At 35.9% G+C, this 18,953-nt stretch carries 18 protein-coding genes; 9 read left to right on the top strand and 9 right to left on the bottom strand.

The window, feature by feature from the left end; translation table 11 throughout:
* The first annotated feature begins 12 nt into the window (after window positions 1–12).
* Window positions 13–1,806: a DUF885 domain-containing protein gene (locus B2Z27_RS09350; protein WP_286813453.1), complete on the top strand. Its 1,794-nt coding sequence runs from the start codon at window positions 13–15 to the stop codon at window positions 1,804–1,806.
* 12 nt (window positions 1,807–1,818) lie between these two features.
* On the top strand, window positions 1,819–2,178 hold the full coding sequence (locus B2Z27_RS09345; protein ID WP_286813452.1) for a DoxX family protein: 360 nt from the start codon (window positions 1,819–1,821) through the stop codon (window positions 2,176–2,178).
* Between the two features lie 51 nt (window positions 2,179–2,229).
* Here the strand turns inward: B2Z27_RS09345 and B2Z27_RS09340 are convergent, their stop codons facing one another.
* Window positions 2,230–2,814 carry a hypothetical protein gene (locus B2Z27_RS09340; protein WP_058105678.1) on the bottom strand — a complete coding sequence of 195 codons (585 nt, stop codon included), beginning with the start codon at window positions 2,812–2,814 and terminating at the stop codon, window positions 2,230–2,232.
* A 214-nt stretch (window positions 2,815–3,028) separates the two neighbouring features.
* On the opposite strand from B2Z27_RS09340, the gene B2Z27_RS09335 reads away from it, so the two are divergent.
* Both B2Z27_RS09335 and B2Z27_RS09330 read left to right on the top strand, forming a co-directional pair.
* Window positions 3,029–3,901: an AraC family transcriptional regulator gene (locus B2Z27_RS09335; protein WP_058105794.1), complete on the top strand. Its 873-nt coding sequence runs from the start codon at window positions 3,029–3,031 to the stop codon at window positions 3,899–3,901.
* A 163-nt stretch (window positions 3,902–4,064) separates the two neighbouring features.
* Window positions 4,065–4,343, top strand: coding sequence for a TIGR03643 family protein (locus tag B2Z27_RS09330; protein WP_286813451.1), 279 nt, complete (start codon window positions 4,065–4,067; stop codon window positions 4,341–4,343).
* Here the strand turns inward: B2Z27_RS09330 and B2Z27_RS09325 are convergent, their stop codons facing one another.
* Entirely contained in the window at window positions 4,344–5,117 is a 774-nt protein-coding gene (locus B2Z27_RS09325; RefSeq protein WP_286813450.1) for a S1/P1 nuclease, read from the bottom strand.
* 88 nt (window positions 5,118–5,205) lie between these two features.
* On the opposite strand from B2Z27_RS09325, the gene B2Z27_RS09320 reads away from it, so the two are divergent.
* The 5 genes from B2Z27_RS09320 (at window position 5,206) to B2Z27_RS09300 (ending at window position 12,676) form a co-directional block, all read left to right on the top strand.
* On the top strand, window positions 5,206–7,467 hold the full coding sequence (locus B2Z27_RS09320; RefSeq protein WP_286813449.1) for a transglycosylase domain-containing protein: 2,262 nt from the start codon (window positions 5,206–5,208) through the stop codon (window positions 7,465–7,467).
* Between the two features lie 117 nt (window positions 7,468–7,584).
* Window positions 7,585–9,783, top strand: coding sequence for a DUF5916 domain-containing protein (locus B2Z27_RS09315; protein WP_286813448.1), 2,199 nt, complete (start codon window positions 7,585–7,587; stop codon window positions 9,781–9,783).
* A 1-nt stretch (window position 9,784) separates the two neighbouring features.
* Window positions 9,785–10,588 carry a Cof-type HAD-IIB family hydrolase gene (locus B2Z27_RS09310; protein WP_210707618.1) on the top strand — a complete coding sequence of 268 codons (804 nt, stop codon included), beginning with the start codon at window positions 9,785–9,787 and terminating at the stop codon, window positions 10,586–10,588.
* A gap of 34 nt (window positions 10,589–10,622) precedes the next feature.
* Window positions 10,623–11,897: a DUF819 domain-containing protein gene (locus B2Z27_RS09305; RefSeq protein WP_286813447.1), complete on the top strand. Its 1,275-nt coding sequence runs from the start codon at window positions 10,623–10,625 to the stop codon at window positions 11,895–11,897.
* A gap of 83 nt (window positions 11,898–11,980) precedes the next feature.
* Window positions 11,981–12,676 carry a DUF4369 domain-containing protein gene (locus B2Z27_RS09300; protein ID WP_286813446.1) on the top strand — a complete coding sequence of 232 codons (696 nt, stop codon included), beginning with the start codon at window positions 11,981–11,983 and terminating at the stop codon, window positions 12,674–12,676.
* 77 nt (window positions 12,677–12,753) lie between these two features.
* Here the strand turns inward: B2Z27_RS09300 and B2Z27_RS09295 are convergent, their stop codons facing one another.
* The 7 genes from B2Z27_RS09295 to B2Z27_RS09265 form a co-directional block, all read right to left on the bottom strand.
* The gene (locus tag B2Z27_RS09295; protein ID WP_058105671.1) at window positions 12,754–13,023 is read right to left on the bottom strand and encodes a hypothetical protein; all 270 of its coding nucleotides are present in this window, start codon (window positions 13,021–13,023) and stop codon (window positions 12,754–12,756) included.
* A gap of 57 nt (window positions 13,024–13,080) precedes the next feature.
* Window positions 13,081–14,043 carry a type I phosphomannose isomerase catalytic subunit gene (locus B2Z27_RS09290; RefSeq protein ID WP_286813632.1) on the bottom strand — a complete coding sequence of 321 codons (963 nt, stop codon included), beginning with the start codon at window positions 14,041–14,043 and terminating at the stop codon, window positions 13,081–13,083.
* A gap of 74 nt (window positions 14,044–14,117) precedes the next feature.
* Window positions 14,118–14,525 (bottom strand): 6-pyruvoyl trahydropterin synthase family protein, encoded by a 408-nt coding sequence (locus B2Z27_RS09285; RefSeq protein ID WP_286813631.1) that lies wholly within the window; start codon window positions 14,523–14,525, stop codon window positions 14,118–14,120.
* A gap of 2 nt (window positions 14,526–14,527) precedes the next feature.
* The gene (idi, locus tag B2Z27_RS09280) at window positions 14,528–15,055 is read right to left on the bottom strand and encodes an isopentenyl-diphosphate Delta-isomerase (RefSeq protein WP_210707616.1); all 528 of its coding nucleotides are present in this window, start codon (window positions 15,053–15,055) and stop codon (window positions 14,528–14,530) included.
* Between the two features lie 56 nt (window positions 15,056–15,111).
* Complete coding sequence (locus B2Z27_RS09275; protein WP_074669746.1) at window positions 15,112–16,065, bottom strand: PorP/SprF family type IX secretion system membrane protein; 954 nt, start codon at window positions 16,063–16,065, stop codon at window positions 15,112–15,114.
* A 5-nt stretch (window positions 16,066–16,070) separates the two neighbouring features.
* Window positions 16,071–18,092: a gliding motility-associated C-terminal domain-containing protein gene (locus B2Z27_RS09270; protein WP_286813445.1), complete on the bottom strand. Its 2,022-nt coding sequence runs from the start codon at window positions 18,090–18,092 to the stop codon at window positions 16,071–16,073.
* 32 nt (window positions 18,093–18,124) lie between these two features.
* Window positions 18,125–18,953 (bottom strand): hypothetical protein (locus tag B2Z27_RS09265; RefSeq protein ID WP_286813444.1); only part of this gene is annotated, 829 nt, incomplete at its 5' end.

Below are 18,953 nucleotides of genomic sequence, written 5' to 3'. Positions count from 1 at the left end.
ATATCCTTCTTAATGAAAAAGATAATAATTGCATTTGCCTTAATAACTGGGCTTTATACCCAAGCCCAACTAAAAACTAATGGAGAGGTTTCTACAAATCCTACCGTTCATAATGTTGGCTTCATAACTTTATTGGCTCATTATTATGACGACGGATTAAAACTGAATCCGCTGAACGCCACTTTTCAAGGTGATAATAGATATAATGACACCCTACCTAATTTTCTTTCTGATTCGTTTAAGAAGGAATTGGTAAACTATTACCAAACGTATTTAGAAAGAGCTGAAAAATTTGAAGACGCAAAACTTTCTGAAAGTGAGCAAATGTCCAAAGCAATTCTTAAATGGGAGTGTAAGGTTAATTTAGAAGGTCTTGCTTTTGAAAATTATACGCCTATTGATCAGATGTGGTCAATGAATCTTATGATGGGGCAATTAGCAGGTGGTACAAGTGCACAGCCATTTAAAACAACCGACGACTATGTAAACTGGAGCAAGCGTTTAGAAGATTATGTGGTATGGCTTCAATCTGCAAAAACAAAAATGCAAGAGGGTATAAAGGCAAAAAATGTTCTGCCAAAATCACTTATCAAAAAAGTTTTACCGCAGTTAGCCAGTGTTGAAGATACCAAGTTAGAAAACAACTTATTTTATTCTCCAATTAAAAACTTTCCAGCTGATTTTACCGAATCAGATCAATTAAGGTTGACGGATACCTATACGAAAATCATTAACAACAAAATTATTCCTGCCTACAAAGAATTGCATGATTTTATGGCTACCGAATATCTAAATGCCGGCAGAGAAACCAGTGGTATACAAGGTATACCCAATGGAGATGCTTTTTATGCGCACCAAATTAAATTATACACTACCACTAATTTAACGGCAGATGAAATTCATGAAATTGGGTTAAAAGAGGTTGCCAGAATTAGTGCCGAAATGGAAAGCGTTAAAAAACAAGTTGGCTTTAAAGGGGATCTAAAAGCATTTTTTAATGAAGTTCGCACTAAAAAAGAGTTAATGCCATTTACGGACCCCCAACAGGTTATTGATAATTTTAACGACATTCATAAAAAAATGATGCCAAAGGTAAATGCCTTGTTCAGTAAACAACCCAAAACTCCGTTCGAGGTTAGACGAACAGAGGCTTTCAGAGAAGCATCGGCCAGCGCAGAATACAATCCTGGATCTTTAGATGGCACAAGACCAGGTATTTTCTATGTACCCATACCAGATGTTACTTCTTACAATACGTATTCTGATGAAGATTTGTTTTTACATGAAGCTATACCGGGTCACCACTTTCAAATTTCATTGACACAAGAAAATGAAAGTTTACCACAGTTTAGAAAGACCCTTTGGTACAGTGCCTATGGTGAAGGTTGGGCATTATATACAGAATCATTAGGTAAAGAATTAGGACTTTACACGGACCCTTACCAATATTTTGGGATGCTTGGTGCAGAAATGCATCGTGCTGTTCGTTTGGTGGTAGATACCGGTCTACATTCTAAAGGGTGGTCTAGGGAAAAAGCAATTCAATATTCTTTGGATAACGAGGCTGAATCAGAAGCTAGCATTACTGCAGAGATTGAAAGATATATGGCAAACCCTGGTCAAGCCTTGTCCTATAAAATAGGGCAGCTTAAAATTTTAGAACTTAGGGCAAAAGCTGAAGCCAACCTTGGTAAAGATTTCGACATCAAGGTTTTTCATGAAAAAGTTCTTGAAGTTGGCTGTGTTCCATTAGCACTTCTAGAAGAAAAAATAATGAACTGGATTTCAGCTAATACAAAAGCATAACTTTATTCACTTATGACATATCCTTGGCATTTATATGTAATGGGCACAATTTATATTATTGCAGGTACCTTACATTTTATAAAACCCAAGGTATATCTGAGAATAATGCCCAGGTACCTTCCGTTTCATAAAGCTTTAGTCTTATTAAGTGGTATTGCTGAAATTATTTTAGGTGTAGGGTTGTTTTTCAAAGAAACAAAAGACCTTGCTATTTATGGTATAATAGCGATGTTAGCAGTATTTTTATTGGTTCACTTTTATATGTTGTCTAGTGAAAAGGCCAGTGCCGGTTTTCCTAAATGGGCACTTTTATTGCGACTACCAATACAATTTGCCCTTATGTACTGGGCATTTACGTACTTAAAAGTATAGAAAACAAAAAAGGGGACGCTCCCGTCCCCTTCTTAATCAACTTAAATCAACTTAATTAACAACAAACTCTTCAGTATATGTTTTACCAGCTGACTTCACTGTTACAGTGTAAGTACCTGGGAAAGCATCTGCGAAATTGAAAGCTTTTTCAACGATCATTTCGTCTGCTACTTCTTGTGTAAATACTGTTCTACTTTCTGTATCGTATATCTTTATAGATAATTTAGACTTGTCTAAGTTTAAATAGTTCATGAAGATCATGTTATCGGTCTTTCTAAAGAAAGGCTTGATATCTTCATCAGATTCTACGATTTTCACATCATTGTTATCTAAAACAATAGTATATGAATATTTTGTCATATTATCATCGGCAGATAGGAAGTATACACCATCTGTCAAATCTTTTAAATTTAATTTCTTGCTAAAATGACCCTGTGTCATTTTCTCTGAATAAATAACATTTAAATCAGAATCCATTAACTTAACCTGTACACCGTTAGAAGATGCATCCATCGTTAAAACCACACTCTTGGCTTTTCCTGCAGATAATAGGTTTAACTTTGGCTCTCTTGCCATGCCTGCTACTGTAGCGAACATAAAGGCAACAACTGTTGTGAATTTTACTAGGTTTTTCATAATAAATTATTTTACGGGTTCATTATAATTTACACTACAAACATACAGCCGTTATAAAGCTCTTACTACATCATATTTTCCCAATTTATGTTCTATTTTAACCTACTTACATACTCGTTATTACCCCTATGTTAAGATTACACATATTTTAGTTAATTTTGCAAAGAACATCTAAAACTTGATGTTTAATTTTATAATACAAACACGTATTACCATGGTAAAACATAAACCTACATTTGAAGCCATAAAGCCCGATTTTGGTCATTCATTTACTTACCAAAAGTTTGATGAGAACAGAATTAACCGAAATAACCTGTGGCATTACCACCCAGAACTAGAACTGGTATATGTTAATGGTGGCTCAGGAAAGAGACAAATAGGTAGTCACGTATCTTATTATACAAATGGCGACCTTATATTAATAGGTAGTAATTTACCACATTGCGGGTTTACCGATGCACTTACCGGTAACACCAGTGAAACCGTTGTGCAAATGAAAACCGATTTTCTTGGAACAGATTTCTTTAAGATTCCTGAAATGAAGAAAATTGAAAAGCTTTTTAACAGCGCCAGTGGCGGTATTGCTTTCTCTGGAAAAACCAAAAGAAAGATTGGTGACAAAATGGAAGTGTTAGAATATCAGACGGATTTTCAGCGCTTACTTTCCATACTTAATATATTGAACGACCTCGGAAATTCTGACGATATGCGTTTGTTGAACGCAGAAGGATTCTCTTTTGCTACAGATGTAAAGGATAATGACAGGATAAATATCGTTTTTAATTTTGTCAAGAATAACTTTAGGGAAGAAATTACCTTAGAGCAAATTTCATCTATGGTCAGTATGACCATACCCTCTTTCTGTAGATACTTTAAAAAGATCACCAATAAGACCTTTGTACAATTTGTAAATGAATACCGTTTGGTACACGCTTCTAAACTTTTGGCGGAAAAACCATTAAGCATTACTGAAGTTTGTTTTGAATGTGGTTTCAACAACTTTTCTCATTTTAATAAATCGTTCAAGGCATTTACAGGGCAAAACCCCTCAGAATATAGAAATGAATTAAAGAATGTTTTGGTGTAAGTTTTATACCTTATATATAGTATCAAAATTTTACAGCTTCCGGATGGTGTTTTCATACACTATCCGGATTTATTTTTTTATCCTATTGTTTACTTTTTTTGAGCTACAACAAAATATGAACAAGTTTCTACTTTATCATATCATGTAGTACCTTTATCACGCTATGAATAAAGAATTTACAGAAAGAGAATTAGACCGTATTATTGAAATGGCTTGGGAAGACCGTACTCCTTTTGAAGCCATAACTTTTCAATTTGGTATTAGCGAACAAGAAACCATTGAAGTTATGCGTCGCGAAATGAAACCAAGCAGTTTTAGAATGTGGCGTAAACGTGTTCAAGGTCGTGCTACAAAACACGCCAAACTTCGTACAGATGATACGGATAGATTTCGATGTTCTAGACAACGAAACATCTCTAGCAATAAAATATCTAAGCGCTAATTATTTAAAAGCTTCATTTAAAACCGCCGCTAACCTAACGCCTCCTTTTTGCAATTGATCTTCTACGGTGTGCCACCAGTCGTAACTATAACGGTAGCTTAATTTTTCCCCAACCTCTACTGAGGCATATACTTTCTCTGCCAATAAGTGAGATTCTTCAACCCAATCTAACAAAGTTCCTTTTTGCAAAAACTTAATTTGTTGCTTGGACATTTTAGGATATTCCACAGCAAGCTCTGTAAAACTCATTCCATTTTCGTCTATCAAATTGGAATCCCAAAGCCTATGCAAATTGGTACCATTGCCAAACCATTGCAATTGTATATCATTACCTCCTTTATCCTCTGCCCTACCTACATGCATAGGTTGATGTAAATCACCAATAAGGTGAACCAAAAACTTAAGATAAAATGCCTTGTCTTCCTTACTACTATTCTTGTCCTTAATGATTTCCAAACAGGTTTTCACCCCTTGTACCAAATCACCATATTCGTTCTTTTCTATTTCATCATAAGTTTTCCCAAAAGGAATGTTTACATAATGCCATGCGCTAAATTTACGATAGGCACGATCAGATTTTATTTCATCTGCAAAATTTGCAACAGCGGCCAAACTTTCACCTTCCAATAAATCATTGATCGCTCTCTTTGCTTTTTTAGTCAAATGCTGCTCTGCAACTTCACCTACTACCCTATGCCCGGTTTTTGACCAATACATATCATTTGCAAATGTAACATTGGCCGCTAGTACCAATAAAAAAAAGATATACTTCATCGTCTAAATTTTGCCCAAAAATAGTACATCAGAATTTAAGGTATTGTTAAAACTTGGTAAGATTAAATTTATATCAGAACTTGCATAAATGATGAAGAAGAAACGTAGCAGCACAAATAGAAAAAAAGGATTACTTAAAATTATAGGCTTAGGTATTCTCTGTCTTTTTGCATTGTTTATGCTTTTTATCGGTAGTATAAATATTGGGTTATGGGGAAAAATTCCTTCAAAAAAGGAGCTTTCCAATTTTCAATATCAAATGGCATCAGAAGTATTTACCGCAGATAGTGTATTGATTGGTAAATATTATTTATATGATAGGCAACCGGTGGCGTACGAGGATTTTCCAGAGCATTTAATTCATGCCTTAGTCGCCATTGAAGACGAACGTTTTTATGAGCACTCTGGTATTGATATTAGAAGTCTTGTTCGGGTAGGTTTTAAAACTATACTTTTGGGAGATAATTCATCTGGCGGAGGTAGTACACTAACTCAGCAGTTGGCTAAAAACCTGTACCCAAGAAATGAAAGAAATAAAACAAATATAGTTGTCAATAAGGTCAAGGAAATGATCATTGCCAAACGATTGGAGAAAACTTATTCTAAAAAAGAAATACTGACCAATTACTTAAATACCGTTTCATTTGGTGATAATACATTTGGCATAGAAAGCGCTGCCCTTAAATTCTTTAATACCAGAACCAAGGATATTTCTGCTCCACAAGCTGCCACTTTGGTTGGTATGTTAAAAGCTACGTATGGCTACAACCCTAGAATTTTTCCAGAAAAAAGCTTGGGCAGACGTAATTTGGTATTACGTGCCATGTACAACAATGATTTTATTACGGAAGAACAGGTTACAAAATTTTCTCAAGAAGACCTTGATCTAGATTATAGGGAATTTGATTACAACGCTGGTATTGCACCCTACTTTAGGGAAGAAGTTCGTAGAAAAATGTTACGTTGGATCGCTGAACAGAATGAAAGTGGAACAGATTATAATATCTATACCTCTGGACTCAAAATTTACACTACACTTAATTACAAGATGCAACAATTAGCTGAAGATGTAATGGTAGAACATATGTCTAAGCTTCAAAATAGTTTTGAAAAAAGCTACGGTACCAATGCACCATGGTTAAAGGATAAAAAGTTGATGGAAAAAATTGCCAGGCGAACTTCTACCTATAAAAGATTACAAAAATCCGGATTAACTCATAAGCAGATTATTGATAGCCTATCTAAAGACAAGCAAAAGAGAATTTTTAAATCTTGGCAAGGTGACGAAGAACTAATGGCAAGTACTATGGATAGTATTCAACACTACACCAAATTCTTAAATACCGGTTCACTTGCAGTAGACCCCACAAATGGTGATATTTTGGTATGGGTTGGCGGTATTAATTTTGAGCAATATAAATACGATCACATTTCTCAAAGTAAACGCCAGGTAGGCTCTACTTTTAAACCTATAGTCTACACTACTGCGGTTGACCAAGGCGTTTCTCCCTGCACCTATTTCTCTGCAGAAGAAATAGCATATGATAATTTAAAAGGTTGGTCGCCATCCAATTCTGGAAATAAGGATGAAGCGTACCTCAACTACTCTATGGAAGAAGGGCTAAGCAACTCTATCAATACTATTGCCGTAAAAGTTCTGGAAAAGGCCGGAATTGAAAACGTTCTTCTCATGGCAAAAAATATGGGCATTGATAGTAAACTTCCTAAAGAAGCTTCTATTGCACTTGGTACGGGAGAAATAAAAATCATTGATTTAGCAAAGGCCTATACCAGCTATACCAATAATGGAAAACATATTGAGCCCAACTTGATTAAAAGTATTTCCGATCATAGGGATTCGGTTTTAGTTGAATTTAAACCTGAATTGAACGAAAAATCGGCATTTTCAAAAGAAACCGGACAAATAATGATAGAAATGATGAAATCTACCGTTAATTCTGGAACTGCAGCTAGACTTAGAAGCACCTATGGACTCAAAAATGATATTGCCGGTAAAACCGGAACAACACAGAATAATAAAGATGCTTGGTTTGTTGCCCTTACCCCTAAACTTGTTCATGTTACTTGGGTAGGCCTAGATCAACACGAAATTGGTTTTAGCAATACAAGCATTGGACAAGGTGCCAATGCCGCCCTACCCTTGTTTGGACTTTGGATGAAAGAATTGAATAAGGACAAGCAATTTAATACATATACAAAACCGACCTTTCCAAAACCGACTGTTACGGTACAAGAAGCTTTAAATTGCGACCCAATAAAGCGCGATGGTTTTTTTAAACGTCTATTTAAGAACCCCAATAAAAAGAAGAGTAAAAAGTTTAAAGGTTAAAATCATTCAGGTATTAAAATTCGGTTTTAGTTACATTTTTTGTGTTTTTATTACAGTTGTACAACTTATTTAACAAACAAAAACTTAAATTTGGTTGACTACCAAACTTTTACCAAAATGACCAAATACCTAAGTACTTTAGTGCTTATACTTTTTTGCATACTTTTAAATGCCCAAACCAACGATAAATCATTTGTTGTAAAAAAAATAACCGCCAACATAACTCCCGATGGTATTCTTGATGAACCCGTATGGATAGAGGCAGACAAAGCGGATAAATTTTGGCAATACTTCCCAACAGATTCTGTACAATCTAAAAAGCAATCAGAAATTAAAATGCTTTATGACGACAAGAATCTTTACGTTGGAATAACCATTTACACAGCTGGGCAAGATTATTCGATACAATCGTTAAAACGAGATTTTAGAGCTGGCAACAGTGATAACATTACCTTGCTCTTTGATACTTTCAATGATGGAAACAATGCTTTTTTATTCGGTATAAACCCTTACGGTGTAAGACGAGAAGGACTAGTTTCAGGTGGTGGACTAAACCTTAACGGATTTACTATTTCATGGGATGTGAAATGGAGGGGAGATTCTAAAATATATGAAGATTACTACACTTCTGAAATGGTTATACCATTAACTGCCTTCAAGTTTAAAGAAGGGGAAACAAAATGGCGTTTTAATAGTTATAGATTTGATACACAATCTAACGAGAACAGTACTTGGACAAATATTCCCCAAAATCAGAATATTTACGGTCTCACCTTTATGGGTGATATGATTTTTGAACAACCATTGGGTAAATTCCGTACGCCACTTGCTGTTATTCCGTATATAAATATGGGGTCACAAAAGGACTTTGAATTGGATGAAGCCAATACAAAACTTAATGTAGGTGGAGATGCCAAAATTGCCATTGGCAATAGTATGAATTTAGATGTTACGGTAAATCCCGATTTTTCTCAAGTAGAGGTAGACGACCAGATTACGAACCTCACCAGATTTGAAGTTTCCCTGCCCGAAAAAAGACAGTTCTTTATTGACAACAGTGACCTTTTTGGCAGCTTTGGTGGTGGTAGAGATGCAAATCCGTTCTTCTCAAGACGTATAGGTATAGTCAAAGATACTGCAGACAATACTATAGAAAATAAAATAATTGGCGGTGTACGTTTAAGCGGCAAGATCAATAAAGGGCTTAGATTGGGTTTTCTAAATCTACAGACCGCTGAAGATATTGAAGAAAATATAGCTTCGAACAACAACACCATGTTGGCGCTTCAGCAAAATGTTTTTGGACGTTCCAATATTGGAATGTTCTTTATCAATAGACAAACGTTTAAGGACTATGATTTTCAAGATGATGAAGATCGCTATAATAGGGTTGCCGGTATTGATTATAATTTGATATCGGATAACAATATATGGAATGGTAAATTCTATCTACATAAATCATTTGCACATGATGCAGGCAAGGCAAATCTTTCGTCAGGAGCATTTATGCAATACAATTCTAGAAACTGGAATTTTTTTGAGGACTTAGTTTATATAGGTGAAGACTTTAGATCCGATCTTGGTTTTATTCGTAGAACAGATATTTTTAAGACAGCCACAATGTTTGAGCGTGTCTTTTGGCCGGAAAACAGTGCTTTACAGAGTCACAGTTTTCAATTTTTCCCAGTGTTGACCTGGAGTCCAGAAAATGATTTTTTACATACAGACTATGACCTTATGGGGGCTTGGGAATCTAAATTTAATGACCAATCAGAAATAAATGTATCATACACCCATTCCTACACCTATTTATTCGAAGATTTTGACCCTACCAACTTAGATGATGCCATACCACTACCCGAAATGCTTGGCTATCATTATAATTTTATTTCATTGGAATACCAATCTGACAGCAGAAAAAGATTTGCTTATAGCATTGAACCTACGTTAGGAAGCTTTTTTAATGGAGATAGATTTTCTTTGGGAGCTGAAATGTTTTTAAGATTTCAACCCAAAGTTTTTTTGTCATTGGCCATGAACTATGATAAAATATCGTTACCGGAACCCTATTCAAGTACAGATATTTGGCTAATTAGTCCTAAAATAGATGTTACCTTTAGCAAGTCTATATTTTGGTCTACGCTGGTACAATATAGTAACCAAAGAGATAATTTAGGTTTTAACTCTAGGTTGCAATGGCGTTTTGCTCCATTGTCAGATTTATTTATAGTGTATAATGACAATTATTTTGTCAATTCGTTTGAACCCAAATATCGTTCTATCAACTTAAAACTTACCTACTGGTTAAATATTTAAAATGAAATTCAAATTCCTATGCTCAGATTTAGATGGTACAATGCTATCTTCTAAAAGTGACGTTTCTAAATATCTTATTGAACAGATCAATAAAATTAAACATGAAACCAACATAATACTAGTGTCCGCAAGAATGCCCAGTGCTATGTATTACATTCAAGAAGATTTAGGTATTAAAGAACAGCCTATAATATGTTATAATGGCGCTTTGGTACTATCTGGCAATACTGAAATTACATCTGTATTCATACCTATTTCCGTTTTAAACCAAATTTATTTGTTGTGTAAAGGGCTTAATGCAGACTTAGGACTATATTATAAAAATGAATGGTACGTTCCAAGAACATCGGTACGTGTAGAAAAAGAAATTAAATACACTAAATCTACCCCTACTTTTCAAGATACCGATACTACTTTAAGCGACTGGAATGAACGAAAAATAGGTGCTCACAAAATTATGCTTATGTGTACTAAAGAAAGTGCAGATGAATTAATGCCTATTCTTAATGAAAAATTGGGTGCATTACTGAATCTTTACCGTTCTAACGATACTTTAATTGAGATTGCTCCAAAAGAAGTTTCAAAACTATCTGCTATACAGCTGCTATTAAAAGACCATGAATCATTGCAAGATGTAATCGCATTTGGAGATAATTATAATGATATAGATATGCTTTCAAATGTAGGCTGCGGTGTTGCCGTAGCAAATGCAAGAGAAGAAGTAAAAGCTATTTCAACTTATATAACATTAGAAAACACCCAAGATGGTGTAGCGCATTACATTGCAGAAAACTTAGTGAATTAACTATATTTGAAATTAGCAACTTACCTATATGTATATGCCACACTTAATTGCCCAGCCCATTATAACAAATGACACTGTAGTTTTTGGACTTTTAGCACTGTGCTTAGGTTTCATCTTTTACACCTCAAATAAAAAAACGGGCTTCTGGAGCAAGTTTTATTCCATAGTCCCGGCTGTTCTTATGTGCTATTTATTACCTGCAATACTGACAAGTACCGGCATAGTTTCCGATGAAATCTCCAATTTATACTTTATGGCAAGTAGATATCTTTTACCGGCTGCCTTGGTACTTATGACCTTAAGTATAGATATTAAAGCTATTAGCAACTTAGGCTCTAAGGCAATTATTATGTTTTTGACCGGTAGCGCAGGTATTATTATCGGTGGTCCCATTGCTATTCTTATTGTATCTATCTTTTCACCCGATACAGTTGGCGGTAACGATTTTGATGCTATTTGGAGGGGACTATCTACAATTGCCGGTAGTTGGATCGGTGGTGGTGCCAACCAAGCTGCCATGCTAGAAATTTTTCAATATAACCCTGAAAAATATGGTGGTATGGTATTAATTGATATTGTGGTAGCCAATGTTTGGATGGCCATTGTTTTATTAGGAGTTGGTAAAACCAAAAGAATTGATACATGGTTAAAGGCTGATACTTCTGCTATTGAAACCTTAAAAATAAAGGTGACCGAGTTTACGGAGAAAATTACCCGTGTACCTACCTTGAACGATTATATGATTATGCTTGCCTTGGCATTTACAGCAGTAGGTATCGCTCATTTTTTTGGTGATTACATGAGCACATATTTAACCAGTAGTTTTGATGTAGTAAGCGACCAAAAAAGTTTTTTATCTTTCTTAGGTTCTAGTTTTTTCTGGATGGTGGTTATCGCTACTGGTTTAGGTATAGCACTTTCTTTCACCAAAGCTAAAAATTATGAAGGGGCGGGTGCCAGCAAAATTGGTGGAATGTTCATTTATATTTTGGTTGCCACCATTGGTATGAAAATGGACCTTGGCAAAGTTCTTGAAAATCCAGGATTGATCGCCGTTGGTTTTATTTGGATCAGCATTCACGCAGGATTAATGATATTAGTGGCTAAAATGATAAAAGCTCCGTATTTCTTTCTAGCGGTAGGTAGTCAGGCGAATGTTGGTGGCGCTGCTTCTGCACCTGTTGTAGCTGCTGAATTTCACCCTTCATTGACCTCGGTAGGAGTATTATTGGCCGTTTTAGGCTACGTTGTAGGTACAGGTGGCGCATTGCTATGTGCATATTTGATGGAAGTGGCTTCAAGCTTATAAACAGACCTTAGTTACTAACAAATTAAAAAGTTGGCGTTCTTAATTATCAAATTTTATAGATATTTGCGCCCTAAATCAGAAGAATGAAGAAAATATTATTCGTAATCACTGCACTATTGGCGTTGAGCTCTTGTGGTGATAACACAAAAGAAACCCTAATTGTAAACGGTAAAATAAAAGGTTTAAAAAAAGGTACGCTTTACCTGCAACATGTACCAGATTCAGTTTTAATTACTGTAGATTCGGTTGCCATTAACGGAGATGGAAATTTCTCTTTCAAAACCAAATTATCCAGTCCTGAAATATTTTATCTGTATTTAGATAAGAAAGATAACAACGATATCAATGACCGTATTACTTTCTTTGCGGAACCAGGTACGATGACCATAAATTCCGATTGGAATACATTTGATACCACAGCTAAAATTACCGGCTCTGAAACTCAAAAAAGACTTGAAGAATACAGAGAGACCATGTCTGGCATTAATAAGAGAAATATTGAAATTATGATGAATGCCGCGCAAGCAAAGGGTGACGTAAGTGCTGTGAGTATTGATTCCCTAGAAAATATCAGCAATAGAAATTTACAACGCGGCTATGCTTTTGCCATCAATTTTGCTCTTAACAACAAATCATCCTTTATTGCGCCTTATGTTGCACTTAAGGAAATACCAGATGCCAACAAAAAATATTTAGATTCTATTTATAGTGTGCTATCACCAGAGGTGGCGGCATCTAAATATGGTAAAGAGCTAGCTGCACTACTTGGAAAGAATTAATACACTTACCAAATTGGTATAAATAAAAAAGCATCCTAATGATCAGGATGCTTTTTTATTTCTAAAGGAATTTTGAATTAAGCCAACTTGTTTAGGTCCTCTACCAATTTAGTTGCTTTTGTTTCCAAATCACTTCTTACTTCTTTGAAATGTGCTTTTTTGTTCTCAACATCATTCTTATTGACTTTAGCTACCAATTCATCAAATGTAGCTATTGCCTCATCAATAATGGCAGTACCCTCTTTTGAATGCGTAGTACCGTTGGTTGCCTCTACTATATAAACACCTTCTATAATGTCACCAAGAACATTATTAATATCTTTCTTTAAATTTTTAATACTTGCCATCTCTAATTATTTTTTACAAAAGTACAATTTTTGGTTTGCCGTATTGTTAATTACAGCTTAAATAGTAACCTCTAACAATTTAGCTCCTGTAGATTGTAATGAAATTTTCTGTGTAGATGCTGGTAATAGTGCCGTTTCGCCACTCTTAATAGCTACTTCACCTTCTGCAGTACTGATCTTAGCTTCACCGCCAACACACATAAAAATGGTAAACGAATCTCTATTTACCGTATCCAATTCCAAGTTTTCAGTAAGCTCAATAAAGTTCGTTTTAAAATATGGGCAATCTACCATGGTATTTACTTCATTCTTTTCCTGGCTATAAGAAACTTTAAAATCGTCTTTCTTTTCATAGTCTACAGCATCTAATGCCAAGTCTGTATGTAACTCCCTAAGGTTTCCATCTTTGTCTTTTCTATTGAAATCAAAAACACGATAGGTAACATCTGAAGTTTGCTGAATCTCTGCCAACATTACCCCTGCCCCTATAGCATGAATTTTTCCGGTATTGATAAAGAATGTATCCCCTTCTTTAACTTGCTCATAATTAAGAAGATCAAGTAGGGTATCATTAGCAACACTTTCAGCATATTCTTCTTTGGTAACATCTTTATTGAAACCAACTATAAGCTCTGCCTTAGGATCTGCATCCATAATATACCACATCTCTGTCTTACCAAAAGAATTATGACGTTCTTTTGCCAAGGCATCATTTGGGTGCAATTGAATAGATAGGTCTTGTTTTGCATCAATGAATTTTATTAAAATGGGAAATTCCTTTCCAAAACGCTCAACAACGCTTTTCCCTAACAACTCCTCGCCATTGGAATCTATTAATTCTTGAAGCGATTTACCTTCTAAGCTTCCATTGGTCACCACCGAAATATCTCCTGGTACGGTAGATAATTCCCAGCTTTCACCAGTAATATCACTCTCTATTGGTTTTCCAAACACCTCTTTTAATTTGGTGCCTCCCCATAGCCTTTCTTTTAAAATAGGCTTAAATTTTAATGGATGTATCATTGATTGTTTTTTTGTTGGTCTACTAAATTAAACTAATAACGAAAAATAAAGTTTTTTCTTACATTTTAAATTTATCCGGAAAATGTAACATAGTTTCTAGGTGTTTCATAAAGAACCACTTCAAGCTCATGACTTTTTTGAATATGCGAACGCAATCTTTTCCAAATAACTACTGCAATATTCTCAGCCGTAGGATTTAAGCTTTTAAACTCTTCTACCTCAACATTAAGGTTTTTGTGATCTAAATAATCTTCAATCTCAACTTTGATCAAATCTTTTAACACCTTCATATCCATTACAAAACCTGTTTCTGGATCTATTTCACCTGTTACGCTCACAACCATTTCATAGTTATGACCATGAAAATTAGGGTTATTACATTTACCGAAAATTTCAATGTTTTTACTATCATCCCAATCTTTCCTATATAATCTATGGGCTGCATTAAAATGTGCTTTTCTACTTACCTTGACCTTCATCATTACGCCGGCGTATTAAATAAATGTTCGTAAAACTTATCGAAGATAATCTTAAACCACGCTGTATAATCGTTGGGATTTTTAGAAATATCCTCTTTTACAGCTTCCGGTGACATCCATTTCCAGGCTTCTACTTCATCAGGATTTATGTTAGGTTCTGAATTAAAACTACCTAACATAACATGATCATATTCATGTTCCGTTAATCCATTATCAAAAGGAGCTTTATATATAAAGGAAAATAACTCTTTCAATTCAGCCTGAAATCCCATTTCTTCCTGCAACCTTCTTTTGCCGGCTTCAATATTGGATTCACCAACGCGCTGATGGCTACAACATGTATTGGTCCAAAGTAATGGAGAATGATATTTTGATGCCGCTCTTTGTTGCAACATGATATCTCCGTTGTCATTTACAATAAATACTGAAAATGCCCTATGCAACACCGCCTTTTCATGGGCTTCCATTTTGGGCATGGTACCAATTTGTTCGTTATCTTGATTTACGAGAATTACCTGTTCTTCCTTCATAACGTAAAAATAAGGCCTTTAACTTATTTTACGTAATGATGTATAAAAAGAAAATACTAGAAAAAACGAGGAGATTTTAAATTGTTCTTGGTAGTTATGAAATCATATCTGAAAATAACTTCAAAAGATCCATCGTTAAAAGCTGTATTACCAAGTTCCGTTGTTTCTTTATCGTATGCTATACCAATTAAAAATTTGTTTGATACATTAAACCCAGCCATACCACTAAAGGCGGCATCCCATCTATAGGCCGCTCCTAAAATAAATTTATCGTTCAACATGAAGTTCGCCGATAAATCTACTTGTAAAGGTGCTCCTCTTACCACTTTGGTAAGTAGTGCTGGCTTAAATTTTAAAAATTCGTTTAAATCCCAAACATATCCGGTAATCAAATAAAGGTTCATTTGTTCTTTTGCCGTAGATAAATTTGATCCTTGAAAGTGTGTGGTCTCTAGAAATCTGGGTACGGACAAACCCGCATAAAACCTATTTGTATGATAGTATACTCCCGCTCCAATATTTGGCGAAAGTCTATTATCTATATCTTGCTGTAAAGTAGGATCTGTAGTATATTGATTTAATTCTGAAAACCTAATATCCAACAAGTTAGCACTTGCTTTTAAACCAAAACTTAATCTACCCTCGGTTGAAGTCCATACGGTGTATGAAAAATCGATATCAAAATTAGTTTCTGACGTAGGTCCTATTTCATCATTAACAATAGAAAGTCCTAAGCCTACACCTCTATATCCAATTGGGGAATGTGCATTAAAAGTCTGTGTAGTTGGTGCACCATCTAAGCCCACCCATTGAGATCTATGTAAAGCACCTATACTTATATGCCCTCTAGAGCCGGCGTATGCAGGATTCACACTAATGGTATTATACATATACTGAGTGTACTGCGCGTCTTGCTGGCCGTAACAAAATACCCCAAGACCAAGCATCACTATGGTGAAAACCCGTTTTAGTAGTTGCACTTTATTATTGTATATAAAATCTTTAAGCATTGTTCTTATCTATTTATATATATGTAACCAGACAATGTTTCGGTTTCTCCATTAGGCAGTTCATAATCCAGTATATAGAAATATGTACCTACCGGTAATTTACGATCAACATCTACTGTTACCCTTCCTTCAGAAGTACCATCAAAGACATTACCTTCTGTATTATATGCCTTGGTCATATAAACCGATACTCCCCATCTGTTATAGATTTTCAAGGTGTTATTAGGATAATTTTCCAATCCGTTTATTCTTAAAACATCATGAATACCATCACCGTTAGGTGTAATAACGTTGAAAACTTCAATTTCTTCTTCTAATTGACCTAAATCTGAATCCAAATAATTAGGTATACCATCACCGTCCGTATCATCATCCGCATAATCCCCGTTTAGATTTAAATCTTCATCACGAGTCTCAATACCATCATCGTCATCATCCGTATCCCTATAATCTGATTCTTCATCACTATCGGTATTAGGAAGTTGTGCATACGGGTCATCAATTTCATCGTTGACATCGGTATCTACAGAAATTGCTCCTTCATATCCATCATCTAAACCGTCATTATCCTTATCAGAACCAATTGCTACAACATCTGGAATACCGTCATGGTCATAGTCATGACCTTCTATAGCATCCGGCACATTATCATTGTCACTATCCTCATCTAAATAATCCGGCAGGTTATCTCCATCTGTATCTACTGGGAATATTCCAGTTAAACCATTAGCTTCATAGGCATCATCTAAACCATTGGTATTCGCATCGATCCCTGATGGCGGAATGTATTCAGTAGTTGCCTGAGCTTCAACATTATCGGGTATACCATCGCCATCTGCATCGATATCCAAATAATCCGGAAATCCATCTCCGTCCGTATCGGTCGGGTTGGTAGATGGATCGTTATCACCATCTAAATTTAAATCTTCAAAGCTATCTACAATACCATCATCATCACTATCCATATCTACACCTAATGGATTTATCATAATTGTAATGGTTGATGTACTACAGTTACCAACAGTATCACAAACCGTATAGTCAAAAGCATCTGTACCTAAGTAATTATTGTTAGGAAAATACGTAGGAATATCATCTGATGGGTCATTTGGCGTACCATTATCATCAACGGTAACAGAACCATTGGTGGGTTGTGTAACACTGAACGAACCATCTGTTGGCAAATCATTATCGTTCAATTGCCATGTATCTATGGCAGTAATTGCATTTATATCAATTGCAATGGAATCATCGTTGGTATCTAAAACCGGTAAAACTTCAATGGTTACTGTAGCTGTGCTACAATCTCCATAAGCATTACAAATGGTATAGTCAAAACTATCGGTACCATTAAAATCTGTATCTGGAGTGTAGGTTACAATATCATCTAAAGGATCATTGGGTGTACCACCATCATCAATGGTTACCGAACCATTAGAAGGATCGGTCGCTGTTAAAGCACCAACATCGGGTAAATCGGCATCATTACCATAAATATCTATAACTACAGGTACTTCTTCATCAGTGGTTACAAAATCGTCTTCTAAGTCTGCTGCTTGTGGTAAACAAACCACAGTAAAATTAGGGAGGTTGAACGTATTGCCCGCCTTGGTTACCATCGCCGTATATTTTACAACAGCATCGGTTGCAGTTACCATTGGCCTTAATTGGTCTCCCGTAATAGCCGGACTCCAATTTACCGTAGCTCCGGTAGATACATTGTTGGTAATATCCATGGTTACTTCATTCTCAGGATTATTACAATCCGTTACAATAAAATAACCCGTTGCATTAGAACCACATAAAGTACCATCGTATGTTGCAAAGTAAATACCAGGTTGGGTTACTTCGTAAAAAGAATCTGTACCCAAAACTGTTGCAGTATCCGAGGCTTCGTACCAACGAAAGTTATTTTGATCACTATCTGTTGGAGCCTGCAATAAAAACTGCGCGTTTGAGACAAAAATCCCCAGCACTGTAAAAACAATGCCTAGGATTATAGTTCTATATGTATAATTTTTTTTCAAATCGATTTGGGATCTTTGTTTCAATTAGCTAATTATTGAGCTACAAAAACTACATTGATCAGTGTATTATAATCTGTTGGAGCCGCTATAACATCGTAAGTCATTATACCCGTAGCGTTTACACTAACATTTGCAAATACAGTTGTATCATAATATGTTACATAATAATACAATTCATTATTCGCATAAGTTGGTATTGCTGTTGGGGCACCTGCGCTAACCACTGCCGGTGTACCGTACTGAGCTAAATACTCCGCATGTAAATCAATTGTTCTACCTGTACCCGTTGTTGCCACATCTACCTCAATAGAAGGTGGATAGAAAATATCCGGTCTTGTATTGGCAATTAAATATGGATCAGCCGACGTACCAGTTCCAGTAACACTGATATCTGTATCCGGTGCCGCTTCCACTATGGTTTCTGCTCCGTTTGCCGTTGGCACAGATAGGTTATAATTGATTCCATTTGGAGTAACCGTTACCGAACCATCAGTAGACGTAATAGTTTGAATTTCGTTTGATGCATTTGAATCAGCATCATTTACATTCAAGGTAATAGCGTTACCACCAGAAATTGATATTTGGCCTGCAGCTCCAGTTGTTGCCAATGTTTGGTCATCAGTTGCAGGATCACCTGCTGGACCTTGGGGACCTGTTGCGCCATCTTGACCATCTTGACCATCCTGACCTGCTGGACCTTGTGGTCCCGTTGCACCATCCTGACCTGCTGGACCCTGGGGACCTGCCGGACCTTGTGGCCCAGTCGCACCGGTTGCACCGTCATTTCCGTCTGCTCCCGCTGGACCTGCCGGACCTTGTGGCCCAGTCGCACCGGTTGCACCGTCATTTCCATCTGCTCCC

It is taken from the genome of Maribacter sp. UBA3344 (assembly GCF_002362375.1).
GTDB lineage: Bacteria > Bacteroidota > Bacteroidia > Flavobacteriales > Flavobacteriaceae > Maribacter > Maribacter dokdonensis.
Note: the sequence above shows the minus strand (reverse complement) of the source record. Positions and strands in the feature narration are given on the sequence as shown.

Excerpts from the sequence above, each read along its gene's own strand:
- B2Z27_RS09275 (WP_074669746.1), bottom strand. The coding sequence starts at position 16,065 with ATGCTTAAAGATTTTATATACAATAATAAAGTGCAACTACTAAAACGG.
- B2Z27_RS09330 (WP_286813451.1), top strand. The coding sequence starts at position 4,065 with ATGAATAAAGAATTTACAGAAAGAGAATTAGACCGTATTATTGAAATG.
- B2Z27_RS09345 (WP_286813452.1), top strand. The coding sequence starts at position 1,819 with ATGACATATCCTTGGCATTTATATGTAATGGGCACAATTTATATTATT.
- B2Z27_RS09295 (WP_058105671.1), bottom strand. The coding sequence starts at position 13,023 with ATGGCAAGTATTAAAAATTTAAAGAAAGATATTAATAATGTTCTTGGT.
- B2Z27_RS09320 (WP_286813449.1), top strand. The coding sequence starts at position 5,206 with ATGATGAAGAAGAAACGTAGCAGCACAAATAGAAAAAAAGGATTACTT.
- B2Z27_RS09350 (WP_286813453.1), top strand. The coding sequence starts at position 13 with ATGAAAAAGATAATAATTGCATTTGCCTTAATAACTGGGCTTTATACC.
- B2Z27_RS09305 (WP_286813447.1), top strand. The coding sequence starts at position 10,623 with ATGCCACACTTAATTGCCCAGCCCATTATAACAAATGACACTGTAGTT.
- B2Z27_RS09285 (WP_286813631.1), bottom strand. The coding sequence starts at position 14,525 with ATGAAGGTCAAGGTAAGTAGAAAAGCACATTTTAATGCAGCCCATAGA.
- B2Z27_RS09310 (WP_210707618.1), top strand. The coding sequence starts at position 9,785 with ATGAAATTCAAATTCCTATGCTCAGATTTAGATGGTACAATGCTATCT.
- B2Z27_RS09300 (WP_286813446.1), top strand. The coding sequence starts at position 11,981 with ATGAAGAAAATATTATTCGTAATCACTGCACTATTGGCGTTGAGCTCT.
- B2Z27_RS09335 (WP_058105794.1), top strand. The coding sequence starts at position 3,029 with ATGGTAAAACATAAACCTACATTTGAAGCCATAAAGCCCGATTTTGGT.
- B2Z27_RS09315 (WP_286813448.1), top strand. The coding sequence starts at position 7,585 with ATGACCAAATACCTAAGTACTTTAGTGCTTATACTTTTTTGCATACTT.
- B2Z27_RS09340 (WP_058105678.1), bottom strand. The coding sequence starts at position 2,814 with ATGAAAAACCTAGTAAAATTCACAACAGTTGTTGCCTTTATGTTCGCT.
- B2Z27_RS09325 (WP_286813450.1), bottom strand. The coding sequence starts at position 5,117 with ATGAAGTATATCTTTTTTTTATTGGTACTAGCGGCCAATGTTACATTT.
- idi (WP_210707616.1), bottom strand. The coding sequence starts at position 15,055 with ATGAAGGAAGAACAGGTAATTCTCGTAAATCAAGATAACGAACAAATT.